Below are 16509 nucleotides of genomic sequence, written 5' to 3'. Positions count from 1 at the left end.
TCTTTACAAACGATTATCCATTTGTTTTACCATCATATCTTTCCAAGTTCTAAAATCTCCTGCTAATATATGTTTTCTAGCCTCTCTAACCAACCATAAATAAAACCCAAGATTATGTATTGTTGCTATTTGAGCTCCTAATCTTTCATTTACAGTAAATAAATGACGTAAATAAGCTTTAGTATAATCTGTATCTACAAAGGTAATTCCCATTTCATCAACTGGAGAAAAATCGGCTTCCCATTTTTTGTTTTTAATATTAATTGAGCCATGTGCAGTAAATAACATACCGTTTCTTGCATTACGCGTAGGCATCACACAATCAAACATATCTATACCTAACGCAATATTTTCGAGAATATTGATTGGTGTTCCAACACCCATTAAGTATCTAGGCTTTTCTTCTGGTAAGATTGCAGTTACAACCTCTGTCATCGCATACATTTCTTCTGCTGGTTCTCCAACAGACAACCCTCCAATTGCATTACCTTGAGCGCCTGCATTTGCTATATATTCTGCAGATTGTTGGCGCAAATCTTTATAAGTACTTCCTTGAACAATTGGAAAAAAAGTTTGCTCATATCCATATTTATAAGGCAATTTATCGAGATGATTAATACATCTGTCTAACCAACGATGTGTCATATGCATACTACGTTGTGCATAACGATAATCACAAGGATATGGTGTACATTCATCAAACGCCATGATAATATCAGCACCTATTGTTCGCTGAATTTCCATTACGTTTTCTGGCGTAAACACATGATAGCTACCATCAATGTGCGATTTAAATTTAACACCTTCTTCTTTTATTTTTCTTCTTGACGATAAAGAATATACTTGATAACCTCCAGAATCTGTCAGAATATTTCTATCCCAATTCATAAACTTATGAAGTCCACCTGCCTGCTCTAATATAGCTGTTTGTGGTCGTAGATATAAGTGATATGTATTTCCTAAGATAATATCAGGATTAATATCATTTTTCAGCTCACGTTGATGCACTCCTTTCACAGAAGCAACTGTACCAACAGGCATAAAAATAGGCGTTTCAATAACGCCATGATCTGTTGTCATTACTCCTGCTCTAGCTTTACTTTGCGAGTCTTTTGCTTTTAATTCAAATTTCATAGGTGGCAAAGATAAATAACTCTATCACTTTGTTTCTTAATAAAATCAAAATTGTTAGCAAAACACCAAAATTCGTTAATAAGTGCACATATACACACTTTGTTTAAGGGTTATAAAACTTTATTTTTGCAACTGAAAAAACTAACAGTAATTATATGTCAAACACACAACAATTAGAAGATTTAGTCATTCAAGTAAGGAGAGATATCTTAAGAATGGTACACAAGGTTAATTCTGGTCATCCAGGAGGTTCATTAGGATGTGCAGAGTTTTTTGTAGCCTTATTTAATGAAATTATGGATAGAAAAGATGGATTTAATATGGATGGTATTGGAGAAGATATTTTCTTCCTTTCTAATGGACATATTTCACCTGTTTATTACAGTGTACTTGCCAGAGCAGGTTATTTTGAAGTTGAAGAATTAAATACTTTTCGATTAATAAATTCTCGTTTACAAGGACATCCTACAACGCACGAGGGTTTACCAGGAATAAGAATAGCTTCAGGGTCGCTAGGACAAGGAATGAGTGTTGCTCTTGGTGCTGCACAAGCAAAAAAATTAAACAATGATAGCCACTTAATATATAGTCTTCATGGTGATGGCGAATTACAAGAAGGTCAAAATTGGGAAGCAATAATGTATGCTGCTGCAAAAAAAGTAGATAATATTATTTGTACAGTTGATTTAAATGGTCAGCAAATCGACGGTTCTACTGATGATGTATTGCCAATGGGAAGTATTAAAGGTAAGTTTGAAGCTTTTGGATGGGTTGTTATTGAAATTGAAGAAGGTAATAATATAGATGCCATTCTAAAAGGAATGACTGAGGCGAAATCTAAAACTGGAAAAGGAAAACCAGTTTGTGTGCTATTAAAAACTGTAATGGGTAACGGTGTAGATTTTATGATGCATACTCATGCATGGCATGGTAAAGCACCAAATGATGAGCAATTAGCCATTGGTTTAGCTCAAAACGCTGAGACTTTAGGAGATTATTAATCATCAATTAAAAAAGACAAATGAAAACATATACAAATACAGGAAATAAAGATACACGCTCAGGTTTTGGAGCAGGATTAACTGAATTAGGAAAAACTAACGAAAATGTTGTCGCACTTTGTGCTGATTTAATTGGTTCTTTAAAAATGGATGATTTTAAAAAGAATCATCCTGAACGCTTTTTTCAGGTTGGAATCGCAGAAGCAAATATGATTGGCTTAGCTGCAGGTTTAACTATTGGTGGAAAAATTCCTTTTACAGGAACTTTTGCAAATTTCTCAACAGGAAGAGTTTATGACCAAATAAGACAAAGTGTTGCTTATTCTGACAAAAACGTTAAAATATGTGCTTCTCATGCTGGTTTAACACTAGGTGAAGATGGTGCAACTCACCAAATATTAGAAGATATTGGTTTAATGAAAATGCTGCCAGGAATGACGGTTATTAATCCTTGTGATTATAATCAAACTAAAGCAGCAACAATTGCTATTGCTGAACATCATGGCCCAGTTTACCTTCGTTTTGGAAGACCTAGTGTAGCTAACTTTACTCCAGAAAATCAAAAATTTGAAATTGGTAAGGCTTTACATTTAATTGAAGGAACAGATGTAACTATTGTTGCTACTGGTCATTTAGTATGGGAAGCTTTAGAAGCAGCCAAAACTTTAAATGAAAAAGGTATATCTGCCGAGGTCATAAATATTCATACTATAAAACCTCTAGACGATAAAGCCATTTTAGATTCTGTAACTAAAACTGGTTGTATTGTTACTGCTGAAGAGCATAATTATTTAGGTGGTTTAGGAGAGAGTGTTGCTCGCGTTTTAGCTAAGCACAAACCAACACCACAAGAATTTGTTGCAACAAATGATACTTTTGGTGAGTCAGGAACTCCAGCTCAGCTAATGGATAAATACGGATTAAATAGTGCTGCAATAGTTAAAGCTGTTGAAAAAGTAATGAAAAGAAAATAATATTTGTTTGGCAGCGTTTTTGATTATACAAATCAAATCTTAAAACGAATATTATGAAAAAATTGATTTTTAGTACAGTTTTATTTTCTTTCTTATGCTTTACGTCTTTTGCTCAAGTTGGAAGCGGCTTTGGTATTAAAGGCGGATTAAATTATAATGCTAATGGTGATTATTTTGAATCTATTGGAGATAATGCACAGCATCCAGATAGAAACATTGGCTACCATTTAGGACTTTTTGGCAAAATAGGTAACAAACTTTATTTTAAACCTGAACTCATTTATACTTACACAAAAAGTGATTATAATAATGATGATTTTATAATGAAAAAATTTGACGCACCTCTTTTAGTTGGTGTAAAAATTTTAGGCCCTGTTAGTGTCTTTGGAGGACCATCATTACAATATATTATTGATTCTGAGTTTGATGGTATCACCATAGATAATGTACACGATGATTTTACTATAGGACTTAACTTTGGAATTGGTCTAAACTTCAAAAACATAGGTATAGATGTAAGGTATGAAAGAGGCTTTAATGATAATGAAGCTACTTTTATAAATAGCAACTTAGGCTCTAGTACTGCAAGTAGAATTGATACTAGACCAGATCAACTTATATTGAGTTTATCTGTAGGACTATAAAAACAAAAAAGCCACTTAATAATTAAGTGGCTTTTATTTTATTACTTAAAATCTTATTGATTGTAATTTATTGTAATTGATGACTGTAAATAATCAGCAACACCATTAGTATCTGAATCTACTGTTTTAACAGTTTTAATAGTTATTATTCCATTACTAACAGTTCTACTTCTTTCATATTCGCCAGCAGCTAAAACCGGTTCTTGTTCTCCCATATTGGTGTCTACGGTATATGTAGTTTTCTGTAGCTCATTAATAGTTAAAACACCATCTCCATCGTCATCTAAATCTAAAAGATTAGGTATATCATCCGCATCTGTATCATCATTAAAAGGGTTCTCATCACCATCTAAATCTTCAATATGAGAAGGAATACCATCTTCATCATGATCATTCATTTCTGTTTGAAATAATTCAAACTTAAAAATTAAATTAGCATAAGCAGTAACTCCAAAAGGAGGTGAGGCATAATATGCTAAACCAGAAGGCAAAAACATTACACCAAGACCATAATTATCATAACTAACAGTTCCGTCACCATTTTCTACATAGCTTTCAGCAGTATTAAATGTAGGCATAATTAATCTCCAACCTTGAATAAGGTTTAATAAATCTATGGTTGTTGGGGTTACTGTACTATCAAAAATTTCTTCGTCTAATAAATTACCTGAATAATTAACTCTAACGTCATATGAAAACTTAGGAGCAACTCCACCACCTTGGTTCAAATTTAAAACATAATACTCGTATTCTGTTTCTAAGTAAGTAGTAGTTAAAATAGTAACATCATCTATTAACAAAGTATTATTCGCAGGATCTGGTAATGGCAAATAATTACCTGCGGCATCTTTAGGCAATTCAGAAATAATGATTTCTGATATAGTATGATTCGTTCCAGATTCAAATACTGAAGAATTATAATAATGCGTTTGTAAATAAAGGAGTAAAGAATCTTTGTCAGCTGCTTGCTGCTCTGTTCGATCTCTTTCTACAGGAGGCACATAACTATCATCATCTTTTTTACATGATGAAAATGTAACCATTAAACCAAAAACTAATAAAGTTAATTTTCCTAATTTCATTATTGCGTATTTTTGTCGCAAGATACGATTTTATAATATTTTTGTACAACAACATTAACGTTGTTTTTATAATTTTAATATGCGAGTAGATAAATTCCTTTGGTGTGTGAGATATTACAAAACAAGAAGCTTAGCAACAGAAGCTTGTAAAAAAGGACATATTAAAGTTAATGAACAGGTTGTAAAGCCAAGTAGAGAGGTATATCCAACCGATAAAATTGAACTTAGAAAAGACCAAATTTGGTATCAACTTACAGTAAATGACTTACCTCCAAATAGAGTTGGAGCAAAATTAGTTGACATTTACAGGGTAGACACTACTCCTAAAGAAGCCTTTGCAGCACAAGAACTTTTAAAATATTCTAAAGACTATTACAGAAAAAAAGGCGCTGGAAGACCGACAAAAAAAGACCGAAGAGATATTGACGATTTTTATGATGAAAAAGAATAAGCTTAATAAACTCTTTTGGGAAGAAAGGTATAAAAGCAATGACACTGGTTGGGATATTGGTGACATCTCTACTCCTATTGAATCCTATATTAATCAATTAGAAAATTTTGATTTAAAAATTTTAATCCCTGGAGCAGGAAATAGTTTTGAAGCTGAATATCTTTGGAAAAAAGGATTTAAAAACACTTATATTCTAGATATTGCTGAAATGCCTTTAAACAATTTTAAAAGAAGAGTTCCAGAATTTCCTGAAAATCAAATAATACATTCCGATTTCTTTAACCTAAATGATACTTTCGATTTAATTATTGAACAAACTTTCTTTTGTGCTTTAAATCCAGAATTGCGTGAAGATTATATTAAACAAATGAATAAGTTATTAGTAAAAAATGGAAAGTTGATTGGCTTATTATTTGATTTTGAACTTACAGAAGATGGTCCTCCTTTTGGCGGAAGCAAATTGGAATATATAAATAGGTTTTCAAAATTTTTTAGTATTAAAACACTTGAGCCTTCATATAATTCAATAAAACCAAGAGAGAATAGAGAACTCTTTTTTATCTTTGAAAAAACTAACTAAAGATGGCTGTAAACAAACACATAATCCTTAATCACCAAGAAATTAATCATAAAATTAAACGAATTGCTTATCAAATTTATGAAAGCAATGTTGATGAAAATGAAGTTATCTTAGCTGGTATTGATTCCAACGGTTATTTGTTTGCAAAAAAATTAAAATCTAATTTAGATAAAATATCAGATTTAAAATCTACACTTTGTAAAGTTGTAATTGACAAGAAAAATCCATTATCTGAAGTAAAAACTTCTTTGGTGACTGAAGACTATAAAAATAAATCTATAGTATTAATTGATGATGTTTTAAACTCTGGAAGTACTTTAATTTATGGTGTTAAGCATTTTTTAAATGTCCCTCTTAAACAATTCAAAACTGCAGTATTAGTAAATAGAAACCATAAGAAATATCCTGTAAAGGCAGATTTTAAAGGCATTTCACTTTCCACTTCTCTAAATGAACATGTAGAAGTCGTTTTAGACGGAAAACAGTTTGAAGCGTATTTAAAATAACTGTAAAATTACCTCTTCAACAATACTGTTAACAGATTTATTATCTACTGATAAGGTAACATTAGATTGGTTGTAAAAAACAGATCTTTCAAATAAATGTTTGCCAATAAATTCAACAAGTTGCTCTTCACTCTTTAGATGAGAAATTAATGGCCTTTTATTTTTCTCATCTTTTAAACGCATTACTAATTGAGGTATTGATGCCTTTAAATAAACGCTTTTAGAATCTTCAGCCTCAGTTATCAATTTCATATTATCGCCATAACAAGGGGTTCCTCCACCTAAAGAAATTACACTATTAGGCAATATTAAAACTTCTTCTAAATATTTCTTTTCAATTTTTCTGAAATAAATTTCGCCTTTTGTTTTAAAAATACCTGAAATAGTATTCTTTTCTTTTTCTTCAATATAATTGTCTAAATCTACATATTCAAAATCTAAAATTTGTGATAATTTCTTACCAATTGTAGATTTTCCAGAGCCCATATATCCAATTAAAATAATATTCATAAATCTGTTATAAATTGATTTTAAAAACCTTAGGAATTAATTTATAAAAAAAAACAAATTTATATTAAAAAAGCGTTGCATTATAAATTAATCGTCTTTATATTTGCACCCTCGTTAGAGAAAAAGACTCGATAGCTCAGTTGGTAGAGCACAACACTTTTAATGTTGGGGTCCTGGGTTCGAGCCCCAGTCGGGTCACAAAAAGTTAAGCATTTTGCTTAACTTTTTTTTTACCTTTAAACTTCATAAAGCGCACGTGGCGGAATTGGTAGACGCGCCAGCTTGAGGGGCTGGTATCCGTTTAGGATGTGGAAGTTCGAGTCTTCTCGTGCGCACTTTGCTTTTTCTTTTCATTATTATATAAATTAATTTTTCTATTTTTGTTTAATATTTTTAATTAAAATATGAACAATATACAAACTACTTTTAGCATTAAGGATCTTGAAAACTTATCTGGCATAAAAGCTCACACAATAAGAATTTGGGAAAAAAGATACAACCTTCTAGAACCAGAAAGAACAGAAACTAATATTAGGTATTACAATTTAGCAAGCTTGCAAAAGCTATTAAACGTGAGTTTTTTAAATAATAATGGCTATAAAATTTCTAAAATAGCCAAACTAAAAAGAGAAAGCATTCCTCTTTTAGTTAAAGAAATATCTGAAAAATCAGACTCAAAAGAAAATTCCATTAATGCTTTTAAGCTTTCAATGCTAAATTTTGATCAGGCTTTATTTTATAATACTTATGAAAGTCTTGCAAAAGAAAAGTCATTCAAAGATATATTCTATAATATTTTTATTCCACTGCTTTCAGAAATTGGAGTGTTATGGCAAACAGACTCAATAACTCCTGCTCATGAACATTTTATAACAACTCTTATTAGACAAAAAATTTTAGTAAATACAGAATTACTTCAAGCAAAGAATATAAACAAAACTTCAAAGACTTTTGTTCTCTATTTACCAGACAATGAAATACACGAACTTGGTCTTATGTTTATTAATTATGAAATAATAGCTAAAGGTTACCATAGTATTTTTCTTGGGCAAAGTGTTCCTCTAAATAATCTAACAGACCTTTTAAGTTTTTACCAAGACATTACTTTTATTTCGTATTTTACAGTTAAGCCAGATAAAGAGGATATTTTACATTATTTAGTTGAACTTAACGAAAAAGTGTTAAAAAATAGCGGCTCACAATGCTGGATTTTAGGTAAACAATTAGAAGAGTTTGATTTTAAAACACTTCCAAAACAAATAACTCCTTTCAGCACCATTGAAAGTTTAGTTAAAAAACTATAAAATATTAAGCAAATAAAATATTTTGTTTAACTTTTTTGTATATTTGTTAAACAATGAATAAATCGGTATCAATAATTGGCTCAGGATTTTCTGCTCTCGCAGCAGCATGTTACTTAGCTAAAGACGGAAATAAGGTTACTATATTTGAAAAAAATCAAACTATAGGAGGAAGAGCTAGGCAATTAAAAAAAAATGGTTTTACGTTTGACATTGGACCAACTTGGTATTGGATGCCTGATGTTTTTGAACGTTTTTTTGCAGACTTTAATAAACTTCCTTCAGATTATTACCAACTCGAAAGATTAAATCCTGCTTATAGCGTCTATTTTGGTCAAGATGACTATATAACTATTGAGGATACATTAGAAAAAATATGTGTTGCATTTGAAAGTGAAGAAACAGGAAGTTCAAAAAAGCTTAGAAAGTTTATAGCAAATGCACAACATAACTACAATGTTGCGATTAAAGATTTAGTATACAGACCAGGTATTTCGCCTTTTGAATTAATGACTCCTGTTACTATAAAAAAGATAAATCAGTTTTTTAGCACTATAAAAAAGGATGTAAGGAAAGAATTTAAGAATGACAGACTTTGCAAAATTTTAGAATTCCCAGTATTGTTTCTTGGTGCTAAACCAGACAACACTCCTTCATTTTATAGCTTTATGAATTATGCCGACTTTGGTATTGGTACATTTCATCCAAAAAAAGGAATGTATGAAGTTATTCTAGCAATGGAAACTTTAGCTCAAAGTTTAGGTGTAACTATAAAAACTCAAAACCCAATTGATAGAATTGTCGTAGATAAAGGTGAGGCAATTGGTATAATTTCTAATGGAGAAACTTTTATAAGCGATATTATTTTGAGTGGAGCTGATTATCATCATACAGAACGCTTATTAGACCAAAAATACAGACAATACTCTGAGCGTTATTGGGAAAAGAAGATTTTTGCACCTTCTTCTCTCCTATTTTATGTAGGCTTTGATAAAAAAATAAAAAATGTAAATCACCATACTTTATTTTTTGATGTAGATTTTGATACGCATGCTAAAGACATATACGACAACCCAAAATGGCCAGAAGAACCATTATTTTATGCAAGTTTTCCTTCTATAACAGACAATAGTACTGCTCCAGAAGGTAAAGAAGCTGGTATATTTTTAATCCCGCTAGCACCAGGTTTAAATGACACAAATGAGTTAAGAGAAAAATATTTCAATAAAATTATATCCCGATTTGAAAACTTAACATCACAAGATGTTAAACAACATATTCTGTTTAAAGAAAGTTTTTGTGTAAACGATTTTGTAAAAGATTATAACTCTTATAAAGGTAATGCTTACGGAATGGCAAATACCCTTATGCAAACTGCTTTTTTAAGGCCTAAATTAAAAAGCAAGAAAGTGAAAAATTTATACTTTACAGGTCAATTAACAGTACCTGGCCCTGGAGTTCCACCTTCATTAATTTCTGGAAAATTGGTGGCAGAACTTATAAAAAAACATCATAATAACTAATCTATGAAAGCATTATTCGATACCGTTTCTCATCAGTGTAGTAAGACTGTCACAAAGTCTTACAGTACATCATTTTCTTTAGCTACAAAAATGCTTTCTAATTCAATTAGACAAGATATTTACAATATTTATGGCTTTGTTAGATTTGCAGATGAGATTGTTGATTCGTTTCATGATTATGACAAAGAAACGCTATTTAATAATTTTGAAAATGATTTAAAGTTAGCTTTAAATCAAAAAATAAGTTTAAACCCTATTTTAAACTCTTTTCAAGAAACGTATCATAAATACGGTATTGAAAAACATTTGGTGGATTCTTTTATGGATAGTATGAGACTAGATTTGCATAAAAGCACATATTTATCGGCTGAAGAATACAAGGCTTATATATATGGCTCTGCTGATGTTGTTGGCTTAATGTGTTTAAAAGTATTTGTAAAAGGCGATGTAGTAAAGTATGAATCGTTAAAAGACTCAGCGATGAGTTTAGGATCAGCATTTCAAAAAGTGAATTTTCTAAGAGATCTTAAAGCAGATTATGAAGATTTAAGCAGGACTTACTTTCCTAATACTGATTTAAGTAAGCTAGATGAAGCATCAAAACAAGAAATAATTGCTGATATTGAGAATGATTTTTCTAAAGGTCTGCAAGGTATAAAACAGCTTCCACTAGAAGCTAAGTTTGGTGTATTTATGGCTTATAGATACTATAATCAACTTTTAAAAAAATTAAAAAAAACACCAGCTTTAGAAATAAAATCAACACGAATTAGAGTGCCAAATTATAAAAAAATAGAACTGTTAACTCGTAGTTATGTAAAATATCAACTTAATTTAATGTAATTTTGAGTATGCAAATTCTCTATTGGATAGTAATTTTTTTAGGCACATTCTTCATCATGGAATTTATGGCTTGGTTTACACATAAATATGTTATGCACGGATTTTTATGGAGTTTACACAAAGACCATCATAAAAAAGACCATAAAAGCTGGTTTGAGCGTAATGATGCTTTTTTTATTTTTTATGCAATTGTTAGTATGATTTGCTTCTACTTATGGAACTATGAAAACGTTTGGTTTTGTTTGCCAATTGCTCTAGGAATAATGGCTTATGGAGCTACTTATTTTATTGTACATGATATTTTTATTCATCAGCGTTTTAAACTCTTCAGAAATGCAAATAATTGGTATGCTAAAGGTGTAAGACGAGCTCATAAAATGCATCATAAACATTTAGGCAAAGATGAAGGAGAATGTTTTGGAATGCTAATAGTCCCTTTTAAATACTTTAAAAAGTAAATAATGAATCATTTATATCTATTATTAAATTTAGGTTCATTATCAATTCCCTTTTTATTTAGTTTTCATCCAAAATTGAAATTTTATAAGAAATGGAAATCATTGTTTATAGCCATTGCTTTAACAATGCTAATATTTATTCCTTGGGATATAATATTTACCAAAAATGGTATTTGGGGATTTAATGATTTTTACTTTTTAGAAGAACGCCTTTTTGGGTTACCAATTGAAGAATGGTTGTTTTTTATATGTATTCCTTATGCATGTGTTTTTACTCATTATGCATTAATATATTATTTTCCAAGTATTCAATTAAGAAAAAAAAACACAACAATACTCACTCAAGTTAGTGTTGCCATGCTATTGTTGTTATGCTTTGTATATTATGACAAATGGTACACCTTTGTTAATTTTTTATACGCAGTTATTTTACTACCAATAGTTTTAAAATATGATATAGAACTGCTTCGAAAATACTTTCTTACATTTTTAGTGATGCTCATTCCTTTTTTTATAGTTAATGGAATACTAACAGGTAGTTATATAGAAAATGAAGTTGTTTGGTATAATAATTCTGAAAACTTAAGTGTAAGATTATTCACAATCCCTATTGAAGATACTATTTATGCATTTACTTTAATATTGACGAATTTATTCCTGATGGAGTTTCTTGAAAAGAAATTATTCCAAAAGTAATGCATCTATTTTATCTCTAACTGTTTCACTATTCCAATTTGCTGCTCCAGACTTATCAATAATTATTTTTCCTTTCTTATTTAATAAAAATGTTCTAGGAATACTTCTTACTTCAAATAATTTAATTTGAGGAGTTTCAGATGGTATATATACATTAAATGAATAGTTTTTTTTCGATAAAAAGCTTTTTAAAACATCTTGCCCTTCATCAGATATAAAAACAAAATCTACTTTATCGCTATAGTCATTATATAATTCTTGCATGCTTGGCATTTCTGCTATACAGGGTGGGCACCAAGTTGCCCAGAAATTCACTAAAACAACTTTGCCTTCAGATTGATTAAAATTATACGCAATTCCGTTTATATCTTTTAATTTCCAATTATAATTTGTGATGTTTTTTAACTCAGATTCATCTTCTATACTTGGACTAAAAAGCGCTAACCCTTTATGCAATACAATTTGTATAGGTTGTCTAGTTTGCGGAATTAAAATAAGCGCAATTATGACTAAAAATATAATATTGTTTCGCTGTTTTTTAGAGATATTCATAACTAATAAAATTAAAGCATAATCTCTAAGTCGAAATTATGCTTTAAATCTAACAAAAAACAAAAGGTTTGCAAACCTTTATCTTGTTACAGTTCCTGATAGTGATGTAACAGGTCCTGCTCCCATAGATATAGTTGTATGGTTCATTGCGTTAATTGGCACTGTGTGGGCTAATGGTTTAAGTGTAAAAGGTAATGGGCTATTATCAGGACTAGGCTCTACAGAAATAACTATAGTGGCTCCTTTTAAATCTGTAGGAAACGTTAGTCCTGTTGGAGCATTTTGAAGGTAATCTTCACCTGGATAGGCTGGACCATTTCCAATATTGCCTTTAAAAGGCGATGTAGCCGCATTATCATCAGCCGCGTTAACATTAGTAAATGTACCTGTACTAACTGGCGTTCCGTTAATTACAGCCCAACCTTCATATTTCCAGCCTGATTGTAATTCTGGTAAACTTAAACCAGCAACAGCACTTCCTGAAGAGTTGTCTAAAAACCATACACCACTTGCTTCATTAGTATTATCGTTATCCGTTGGAGTTGCTAAAATATATTTTCCTGCAGAACTATTAAAATTCCCAACAATCGCATTAGAATTTACATTTGCCATTCCTCCCGAAAAACTTCCAGATAATACTTTAGTGGCTGCTGGCATAGGATCAGGATCTGTAGCTGGTTCTATAGATAAAACAAAATCTGTTGCACTACTTAATTGTTGTGCATTTACAACAAACGTTTGAGGAAATGTAACATTAGTAAATGTACCTGTTGAAACAGGTGCTCCATCTACAATTATCCATCCTTCATAAACATAATTGCTCCCAAGAGCTTCTAAACCACTTAAATTTAAGGTCAAATTTGAAGTTGCAACACTATTATCGTCGTCGCTACTACAAGATAAAGTCATAAAACCTATAACTATTACTACAAAAAACATCTTTTTCATTTCTTTTTTTTTAGAGTTAATACTCCAAAATTAATAGATGCTTTTTTCGTAAAATGTTAGCTATCTAACATTAAGCAATTTTTTTTAAAATTCTTATTTCCTTTCTACTGAAATCTATAACGTTTTCCTCTTTTAATTCATTCATCATTATATTTAACGTTGGCCTTGAAGTTCCTATTAATGATGCAATATCTTTTTGAGTATATGGATGTTCTATTACCTTATCGCCTGTTTTTTCACAGTCATGACCATATTCGCCACATAAATCTTCTAAAAATTCTAATAGTCTTGTTTTTGTGTCTTTAAATAGTAATAACTTAAGACGCCTTTCCATTTTTTTGAATTTAAATCCTAAGAATTTATACACCTTAAAGCTAAAGGTTTGATTATCTCTCATTAGATCAAACATTGTTTGAACACTAATAGGACAAATAGAAGTTTCCTTTTCAATAGATTGAGCAAATTCATCTCTTATATTATCACCTAGAATTGCTTTTTCACCAAACAATTCACCTTTTGTTAAAATGGCAATTATAACTTCATCGCCAGATTCGTTATAGTAACCTATTTTAACTTTTCCTTTTTCTATTAAATATACTTTTGATGCTGAATCATCTTCAAAATAGATATAATCTTTTTTTGAATAATAATTAAAAACATGAGCCTTTTTATAGGTCTTAAATTTGTGAGGACAAAGAATATTGAATAAGTTGACATCTTCAAAAAACCAATGAGAATTCATTATGAGTTTTGTTTTTGTTTTTGTTAGTAGTAAAAAAGTCGAAAACTCTTTGTTTTACTTACATGTATTCATAAAAAAAACTCCTGATTTCTCAGGAGTTTCTTATTTATAGTTTACATCTTTAAATTAAGATGCATTCTCTTTCTTAATTAAATTTAATGCAGAACCTTCATTAAACCAATCTATTTGTGATTGATTATAAGTATGGTTTGCAACAATTACATCTTTACTTCCATCTTTATGTAAAAACTCTAATTTAAGAGGTTTTCCTGGCGAAAATTCATTTAAATCTAAGAAGTTAATAGTATCATCTTCTTGTATTTTATCATAGTCATTCTCATTTGCAAAAGTTAAACCTAACATTCCTTGTTTTTTAAGGTTTGTTTCGTGAATACGTGCAAACGATTTTACTAAAACTGCAGCTACACCTAAATGTCTAGGTTCCATTGCAGCATGTTCACGAGAAGATCCTTCACCATAGTTGTGATCTCCAACTACTATAGATTTAATGCCTTTAGCTTTATAAGCACGAGCCACATCAGGAACACCTTCATAATCACCAGTTAATTGGTTTTTTACAAAGTTTGTTTTCTTATTGTAAGCATTTACAGCGCCAATTAGCATATTGTTAGATATATTATCTAAATGCCCTCTAAAGCGTAACCAAGGTCCTGCCATAGAAATATGGTCTGTTGTACATTTACCAAATGCTTTTATCAATAATTTTGCACCTTTAATTTCATTTCCGATTGGCTCAAAAGGCGTTAGCAATTGAAGTCTTTCAGAAGTTGGGCTGACAGAAACATCTACTTTACTACCATCTGCAATAGGCTCAACGTAACCAGCATCTTCAACTGCGAATCCTAATGGAGGTAATTCTAAGCCTTTAGGCTCATCTAATTTTACTTCAATTCCATCTTCGTTTAGTAAAGTGTCATTCATTGGATCAAAATCTAAACGTCCAGAAATTGCGATTGCAGCAACCATTTCTGGCGAACCAACAAATGCATGAGTATTAGGATTACCATCAGCACGCTTTGAGAAATTTCTATTAAACGAATGTACAATCGTATTTTTCTCATCGCCTTTTAAATCGCTCCTATCCCATTGACCAATACATGGTCCACATGCGTTTGTAAATATAGTGGCATCTAAATCTTCAAATATTTTAAGAATCCCATCACGCTCTGCCGTAAAACGAATTTGTTCAGAACCAGGATTAATTCCAAAATCAGATTTTGCTTTTATTTTTTTATCTACTGCCTGTTTAGCAATTGAAGCTGCACGAGTTAAATCTTCATAAGAACTATTAGTACAAGAACCAATAAGTCCCCAATCTACTTTAATTGGCCAACCATTTGCTTTAGCTTTAGGTCCTAACTCTCCAACTGGTGTTGCCAAATCTGGTGTAAAAGGTCCATTAAGATGTGGACGTAAAGTATCTAAATCAATTTCAATAACCTGATCAAAATAAGCTTCAGGATTAGCATACACTTCAGCATCAGCTGTTAGGTATTCTTTTATTTTATTTGCTTCGTCAGCTATTTCAGCTCTATCTGTAGCGCGTAAGTAGCGTTCCATTGAAGCATCATAACCAAATGTAGATGTGGTAGCACCAATTTCTGCTCCCATATTACAAATAGTACCTTTTCCTGTACAAGATAAGTTTTTAGCACCTTCTCCAAAATATTCAACTATAGCTCCAGTACCACCTTTTACAGTTAAAATACCAGCAACTTTAAGAATAACATCCTTTGCAGACGTCCAGCCATTAAGTTTTCCTGTTAATTTAACACCAATAAGTTTTGGAAATTTTAATTCCCAAGCCATTCCAGCCATAACATCAACAGCATCTGCTCCACCTACTCCAATGGCAACCATTCCTAATCCTCCAGCATTTACAGTATGAGAATCTGTACCAATCATCATTCCTCCAGGAAATGCGTAGTTTTCTAGAACTACTTGGTGAATAATTCCTGCTCCTGGCTTCCAGAAACCTATTCCATATTTATTTGATACTGATGCTAAGAAATCGAAAACTTCATTACTAGTTTCATTAGCACGCTTTAAATCTGCTGCTGCACCTTGCTTTGCTTGAATTAAGTGATCGCAATGTACTGTTGTAGGAACTGCAACTTTAGCCTTCCCTGCTTGCATAAATTGCAATAAAGCCATTTGTGCAGTAGCATCCTGACAAGCAATTCTGTCTGGAGCAAAATCAACATAATCTTTACCTCTTACATAAGCTGTTGTTGGATTTCCATCCCAAAGATGCGAGTATAAAATCTTTTCAGAAAGCGTTAAAGGTTTACCTACTACTTCTCGTGCTTTATCTACACGTTCAGCCATAGTTGAATACACTTTCTTAATCATATCAATGTCAAATGCCATAAGTTTTATTTAAAGGATGAATATTTGTTTTTAATGTGTTGCAAAATTACAAATTTTTAATCATATTTAAAAATGTGTAACAAAATCTAAAAATTGATGAATATAATTCAAAGAATGATTTGTTTTTCATTGTATTTTTAGATATTTCATAATTTTTTATAGAATAAAATAAT

General features: G+C 30.9%; 18 protein-coding genes and 2 tRNA genes. 13 read left to right on the top strand and 7 right to left on the bottom strand.

What is annotated here, in order from left to right:
- Positions 1–3: 3 nt before the first annotated feature.
- Complete coding sequence (gene tgt / locus IEW41_RS10220; protein ID WP_188606254.1) at positions 4–1134, bottom strand: tRNA guanosine(34) transglycosylase Tgt; 1131 nt, start codon at positions 1132–1134, stop codon at positions 4–6.
- A 155-nt stretch (positions 1135–1289) separates the two neighbouring features.
- Here tgt and IEW41_RS10215 point away from each other — a divergent pair, with 155 nt between their 5' ends.
- From IEW41_RS10215 to IEW41_RS10205, 3 genes are read left to right on the top strand one after another with little or no spacing between them, the layout of a single operon-like run.
- On the top strand, positions 1290–2135 hold the full coding sequence (locus IEW41_RS10215) for a transketolase (RefSeq protein WP_188606253.1): 846 nt from the start codon (positions 1290–1292) through the stop codon (positions 2133–2135).
- Between the two features lie 20 nt (positions 2136–2155).
- The gene (locus IEW41_RS10210; protein ID WP_188606252.1) at positions 2156–3109 is read left to right on the top strand and encodes a transketolase family protein; all 954 of its coding nucleotides are present in this window, start codon (positions 2156–2158) and stop codon (positions 3107–3109) included.
- Between the two features lie 53 nt (positions 3110–3162).
- Positions 3163–3753, top strand: a complete 591-nt coding sequence (locus IEW41_RS10205; RefSeq protein WP_188606251.1) for an outer membrane beta-barrel protein — start codon at positions 3163–3165, stop codon at positions 3751–3753.
- A 53-nt stretch (positions 3754–3806) separates the two neighbouring features.
- Here IEW41_RS10205 and IEW41_RS10200 read toward each other — a convergent pair whose 3' ends face one another.
- Positions 3807–4835 (bottom strand): FKBP-type peptidyl-prolyl cis-trans isomerase, encoded by a 1029-nt coding sequence (locus tag IEW41_RS10200; RefSeq protein WP_188606250.1) that lies wholly within the window; start codon positions 4833–4835, stop codon positions 3807–3809.
- 79 nt (positions 4836–4914) lie between these two features.
- On the opposite strand from IEW41_RS10200, the gene IEW41_RS10195 reads away from it, so the two are divergent.
- The 3 genes from IEW41_RS10195 to IEW41_RS10185 are packed head-to-tail and all read left to right on the top strand — an operon-like array spanning position 4915 to position 6372.
- Positions 4915–5286 (top strand): RNA-binding S4 domain-containing protein, encoded by a 372-nt coding sequence (locus tag IEW41_RS10195; protein ID WP_188606249.1) that lies wholly within the window; start codon positions 4915–4917, stop codon positions 5284–5286.
- Positions 5270–5866 carry a methyltransferase domain-containing protein gene (locus tag IEW41_RS10190; RefSeq protein ID WP_229660210.1) on the top strand — a complete coding sequence of 199 codons (597 nt, stop codon included), beginning with the start codon at positions 5270–5272 and terminating at the stop codon, positions 5864–5866. Before IEW41_RS10195 ends, IEW41_RS10190 begins: the two co-directional genes overlap by 17 nt.
- A 2-nt stretch (positions 5867–5868) precedes the next feature.
- Positions 5869–6372 (top strand): phosphoribosyltransferase family protein, encoded by a 504-nt coding sequence (locus tag IEW41_RS10185; protein ID WP_188606248.1) that lies wholly within the window; start codon positions 5869–5871, stop codon positions 6370–6372.
- On the opposite strand, the gene IEW41_RS10180 is transcribed toward IEW41_RS10185, so the two are convergent.
- On the bottom strand, positions 6364–6882 hold the full coding sequence (locus IEW41_RS10180) for a shikimate kinase (RefSeq protein ID WP_188606247.1): 519 nt from the start codon (positions 6880–6882) through the stop codon (positions 6364–6366). The genes IEW41_RS10185 and IEW41_RS10180 overlap by 9 nt on opposite strands.
- 125 nt (positions 6883–7007) lie before the next feature.
- Between IEW41_RS10180 and IEW41_RS10175 the strand changes: the two genes are divergently transcribed.
- The 7 genes from IEW41_RS10175 to IEW41_RS10145 all read left to right on the top strand — a co-directional run bounded on the left by IEW41_RS10175 (position 7008) and on the right by IEW41_RS10145 (position 11703).
- A tRNA-Lys gene (locus IEW41_RS10175) sits at positions 7008–7080 on the top strand.
- 52 nt (positions 7081–7132) lie between these two features.
- A tRNA-Leu gene (locus IEW41_RS10170) sits at positions 7133–7217 on the top strand.
- Positions 7218–7286: 69 nt separating this feature from the next.
- A complete protein-coding gene (locus tag IEW41_RS10165) occupies positions 7287–8186 on the top strand; it encodes a MerR family transcriptional regulator (RefSeq protein WP_188606246.1) in 900 nt (299 codons plus the stop codon).
- Positions 8187–8239: 53 nt separating this feature from the next.
- Positions 8240–9706, top strand: coding sequence for a bifunctional phytoene desaturase/3,4-desaturase (crtID, locus tag IEW41_RS10160; RefSeq protein WP_188606245.1), 1467 nt, complete (start codon positions 8240–8242; stop codon positions 9704–9706).
- A gap of 3 nt (positions 9707–9709) precedes the next feature.
- Complete coding sequence (locus tag IEW41_RS10155; RefSeq protein ID WP_188606244.1) at positions 9710–10549, top strand: phytoene/squalene synthase family protein; 840 nt, start codon at positions 9710–9712, stop codon at positions 10547–10549.
- 8 nt (positions 10550–10557) lie between these two features.
- Positions 10558–11007, top strand: coding sequence for a sterol desaturase family protein (locus tag IEW41_RS10150; RefSeq protein ID WP_188606243.1), 450 nt, complete (start codon positions 10558–10560; stop codon positions 11005–11007).
- 3 nt (positions 11008–11010) lie between these two features.
- Complete coding sequence (locus IEW41_RS10145) at positions 11011–11703, top strand: lycopene cyclase domain-containing protein (protein ID WP_188606242.1); 693 nt, start codon at positions 11011–11013, stop codon at positions 11701–11703.
- Here IEW41_RS10145 and IEW41_RS10140 read toward each other — a convergent pair.
- The 4 genes from IEW41_RS10140 to IEW41_RS10125 form a co-directional block, all read right to left on the bottom strand.
- Positions 11689–12255, bottom strand: a complete 567-nt coding sequence (locus IEW41_RS10140) for a TlpA family protein disulfide reductase (RefSeq protein WP_188606241.1) — start codon at positions 12253–12255, stop codon at positions 11689–11691. The genes IEW41_RS10145 and IEW41_RS10140 overlap by 15 nt on opposite strands.
- A gap of 78 nt (positions 12256–12333) precedes the next feature.
- Positions 12334–13203: an anti-sigma factor gene (locus IEW41_RS10135; RefSeq protein WP_188606240.1), complete on the bottom strand. Its 870-nt coding sequence runs from the start codon at positions 13201–13203 to the stop codon at positions 12334–12336.
- 70 nt (positions 13204–13273) lie between these two features.
- Entirely contained in the window at positions 13274–13945 is a 672-nt protein-coding gene (locus IEW41_RS10130; RefSeq protein ID WP_188606239.1) for a Crp/Fnr family transcriptional regulator, read from the bottom strand.
- 126 nt (positions 13946–14071) lie between these two features.
- Positions 14072–16336, bottom strand: coding sequence for an aconitate hydratase (locus IEW41_RS10125; protein WP_188606238.1), 2265 nt, complete (start codon positions 16334–16336; stop codon positions 14072–14074).
- Positions 16337–16509 lie beyond the last annotated feature (173 nt).

It is taken from the genome of Aquaticitalea lipolytica, from assembly GCF_014641635.1.
In the GTDB taxonomy this organism is placed as follows: domain Bacteria; phylum Bacteroidota; class Bacteroidia; order Flavobacteriales; family Flavobacteriaceae; genus Aquaticitalea; species Aquaticitalea lipolytica.
This window is presented reverse-complemented; position numbering and strand designations above follow the sequence as displayed.

Coding starts and splice junctions, on each gene's coding strand:
- tgt (WP_188606254.1), bottom strand. CDS start 1,134: ATGAAATTTGAATTAAAAGCAAAAGACTCGCAAAGTAAAGCTAGAGCA.
- IEW41_RS10215 (WP_188606253.1), top strand. CDS start 1,290: ATGTCAAACACACAACAATTAGAAGATTTAGTCATTCAAGTAAGGAGA.
- IEW41_RS10210 (WP_188606252.1), top strand. CDS start 2,156: ATGAAAACATATACAAATACAGGAAATAAAGATACACGCTCAGGTTTT.
- IEW41_RS10205 (WP_188606251.1), top strand. CDS start 3,163: ATGAAAAAATTGATTTTTAGTACAGTTTTATTTTCTTTCTTATGCTTT.
- IEW41_RS10200 (WP_188606250.1), bottom strand. CDS start 4,835: ATGAAATTAGGAAAATTAACTTTATTAGTTTTTGGTTTAATGGTTACA.
- IEW41_RS10195 (WP_188606249.1), top strand. CDS start 4,915: ATGCGAGTAGATAAATTCCTTTGGTGTGTGAGATATTACAAAACAAGA.
- IEW41_RS10190 (WP_229660210.1), top strand. CDS start 5,270: ATGATGAAAAAGAATAAGCTTAATAAACTCTTTTGGGAAGAAAGGTAT.
- IEW41_RS10185 (WP_188606248.1), top strand. CDS start 5,869: ATGGCTGTAAACAAACACATAATCCTTAATCACCAAGAAATTAATCAT.
- IEW41_RS10180 (WP_188606247.1), bottom strand. CDS start 6,882: ATGAATATTATTTTAATTGGATATATGGGCTCTGGAAAATCTACAATT.
- IEW41_RS10165 (WP_188606246.1), top strand. CDS start 7,287: ATGAACAATATACAAACTACTTTTAGCATTAAGGATCTTGAAAACTTA.
- crtID (WP_188606245.1), top strand. CDS start 8,240: ATGAATAAATCGGTATCAATAATTGGCTCAGGATTTTCTGCTCTCGCA.
- IEW41_RS10155 (WP_188606244.1), top strand. CDS start 9,710: ATGAAAGCATTATTCGATACCGTTTCTCATCAGTGTAGTAAGACTGTC.
- IEW41_RS10150 (WP_188606243.1), top strand. CDS start 10,558: ATGCAAATTCTCTATTGGATAGTAATTTTTTTAGGCACATTCTTCATC.
- IEW41_RS10145 (WP_188606242.1), top strand. CDS start 11,011: ATGAATCATTTATATCTATTATTAAATTTAGGTTCATTATCAATTCCC.
- IEW41_RS10140 (WP_188606241.1), bottom strand. CDS start 12,255: ATGAATATCTCTAAAAAACAGCGAAACAATATTATATTTTTAGTCATA.
- IEW41_RS10135 (WP_188606240.1), bottom strand. CDS start 13,203: ATGAAAAAGATGTTTTTTGTAGTAATAGTTATAGGTTTTATGACTTTA.
- IEW41_RS10130 (WP_188606239.1), bottom strand. CDS start 13,945: ATGAATTCTCATTGGTTTTTTGAAGATGTCAACTTATTCAATATTCTT.
- IEW41_RS10125 (WP_188606238.1), bottom strand. CDS start 16,336: ATGGCATTTGACATTGATATGATTAAGAAAGTGTATTCAACTATGGCT.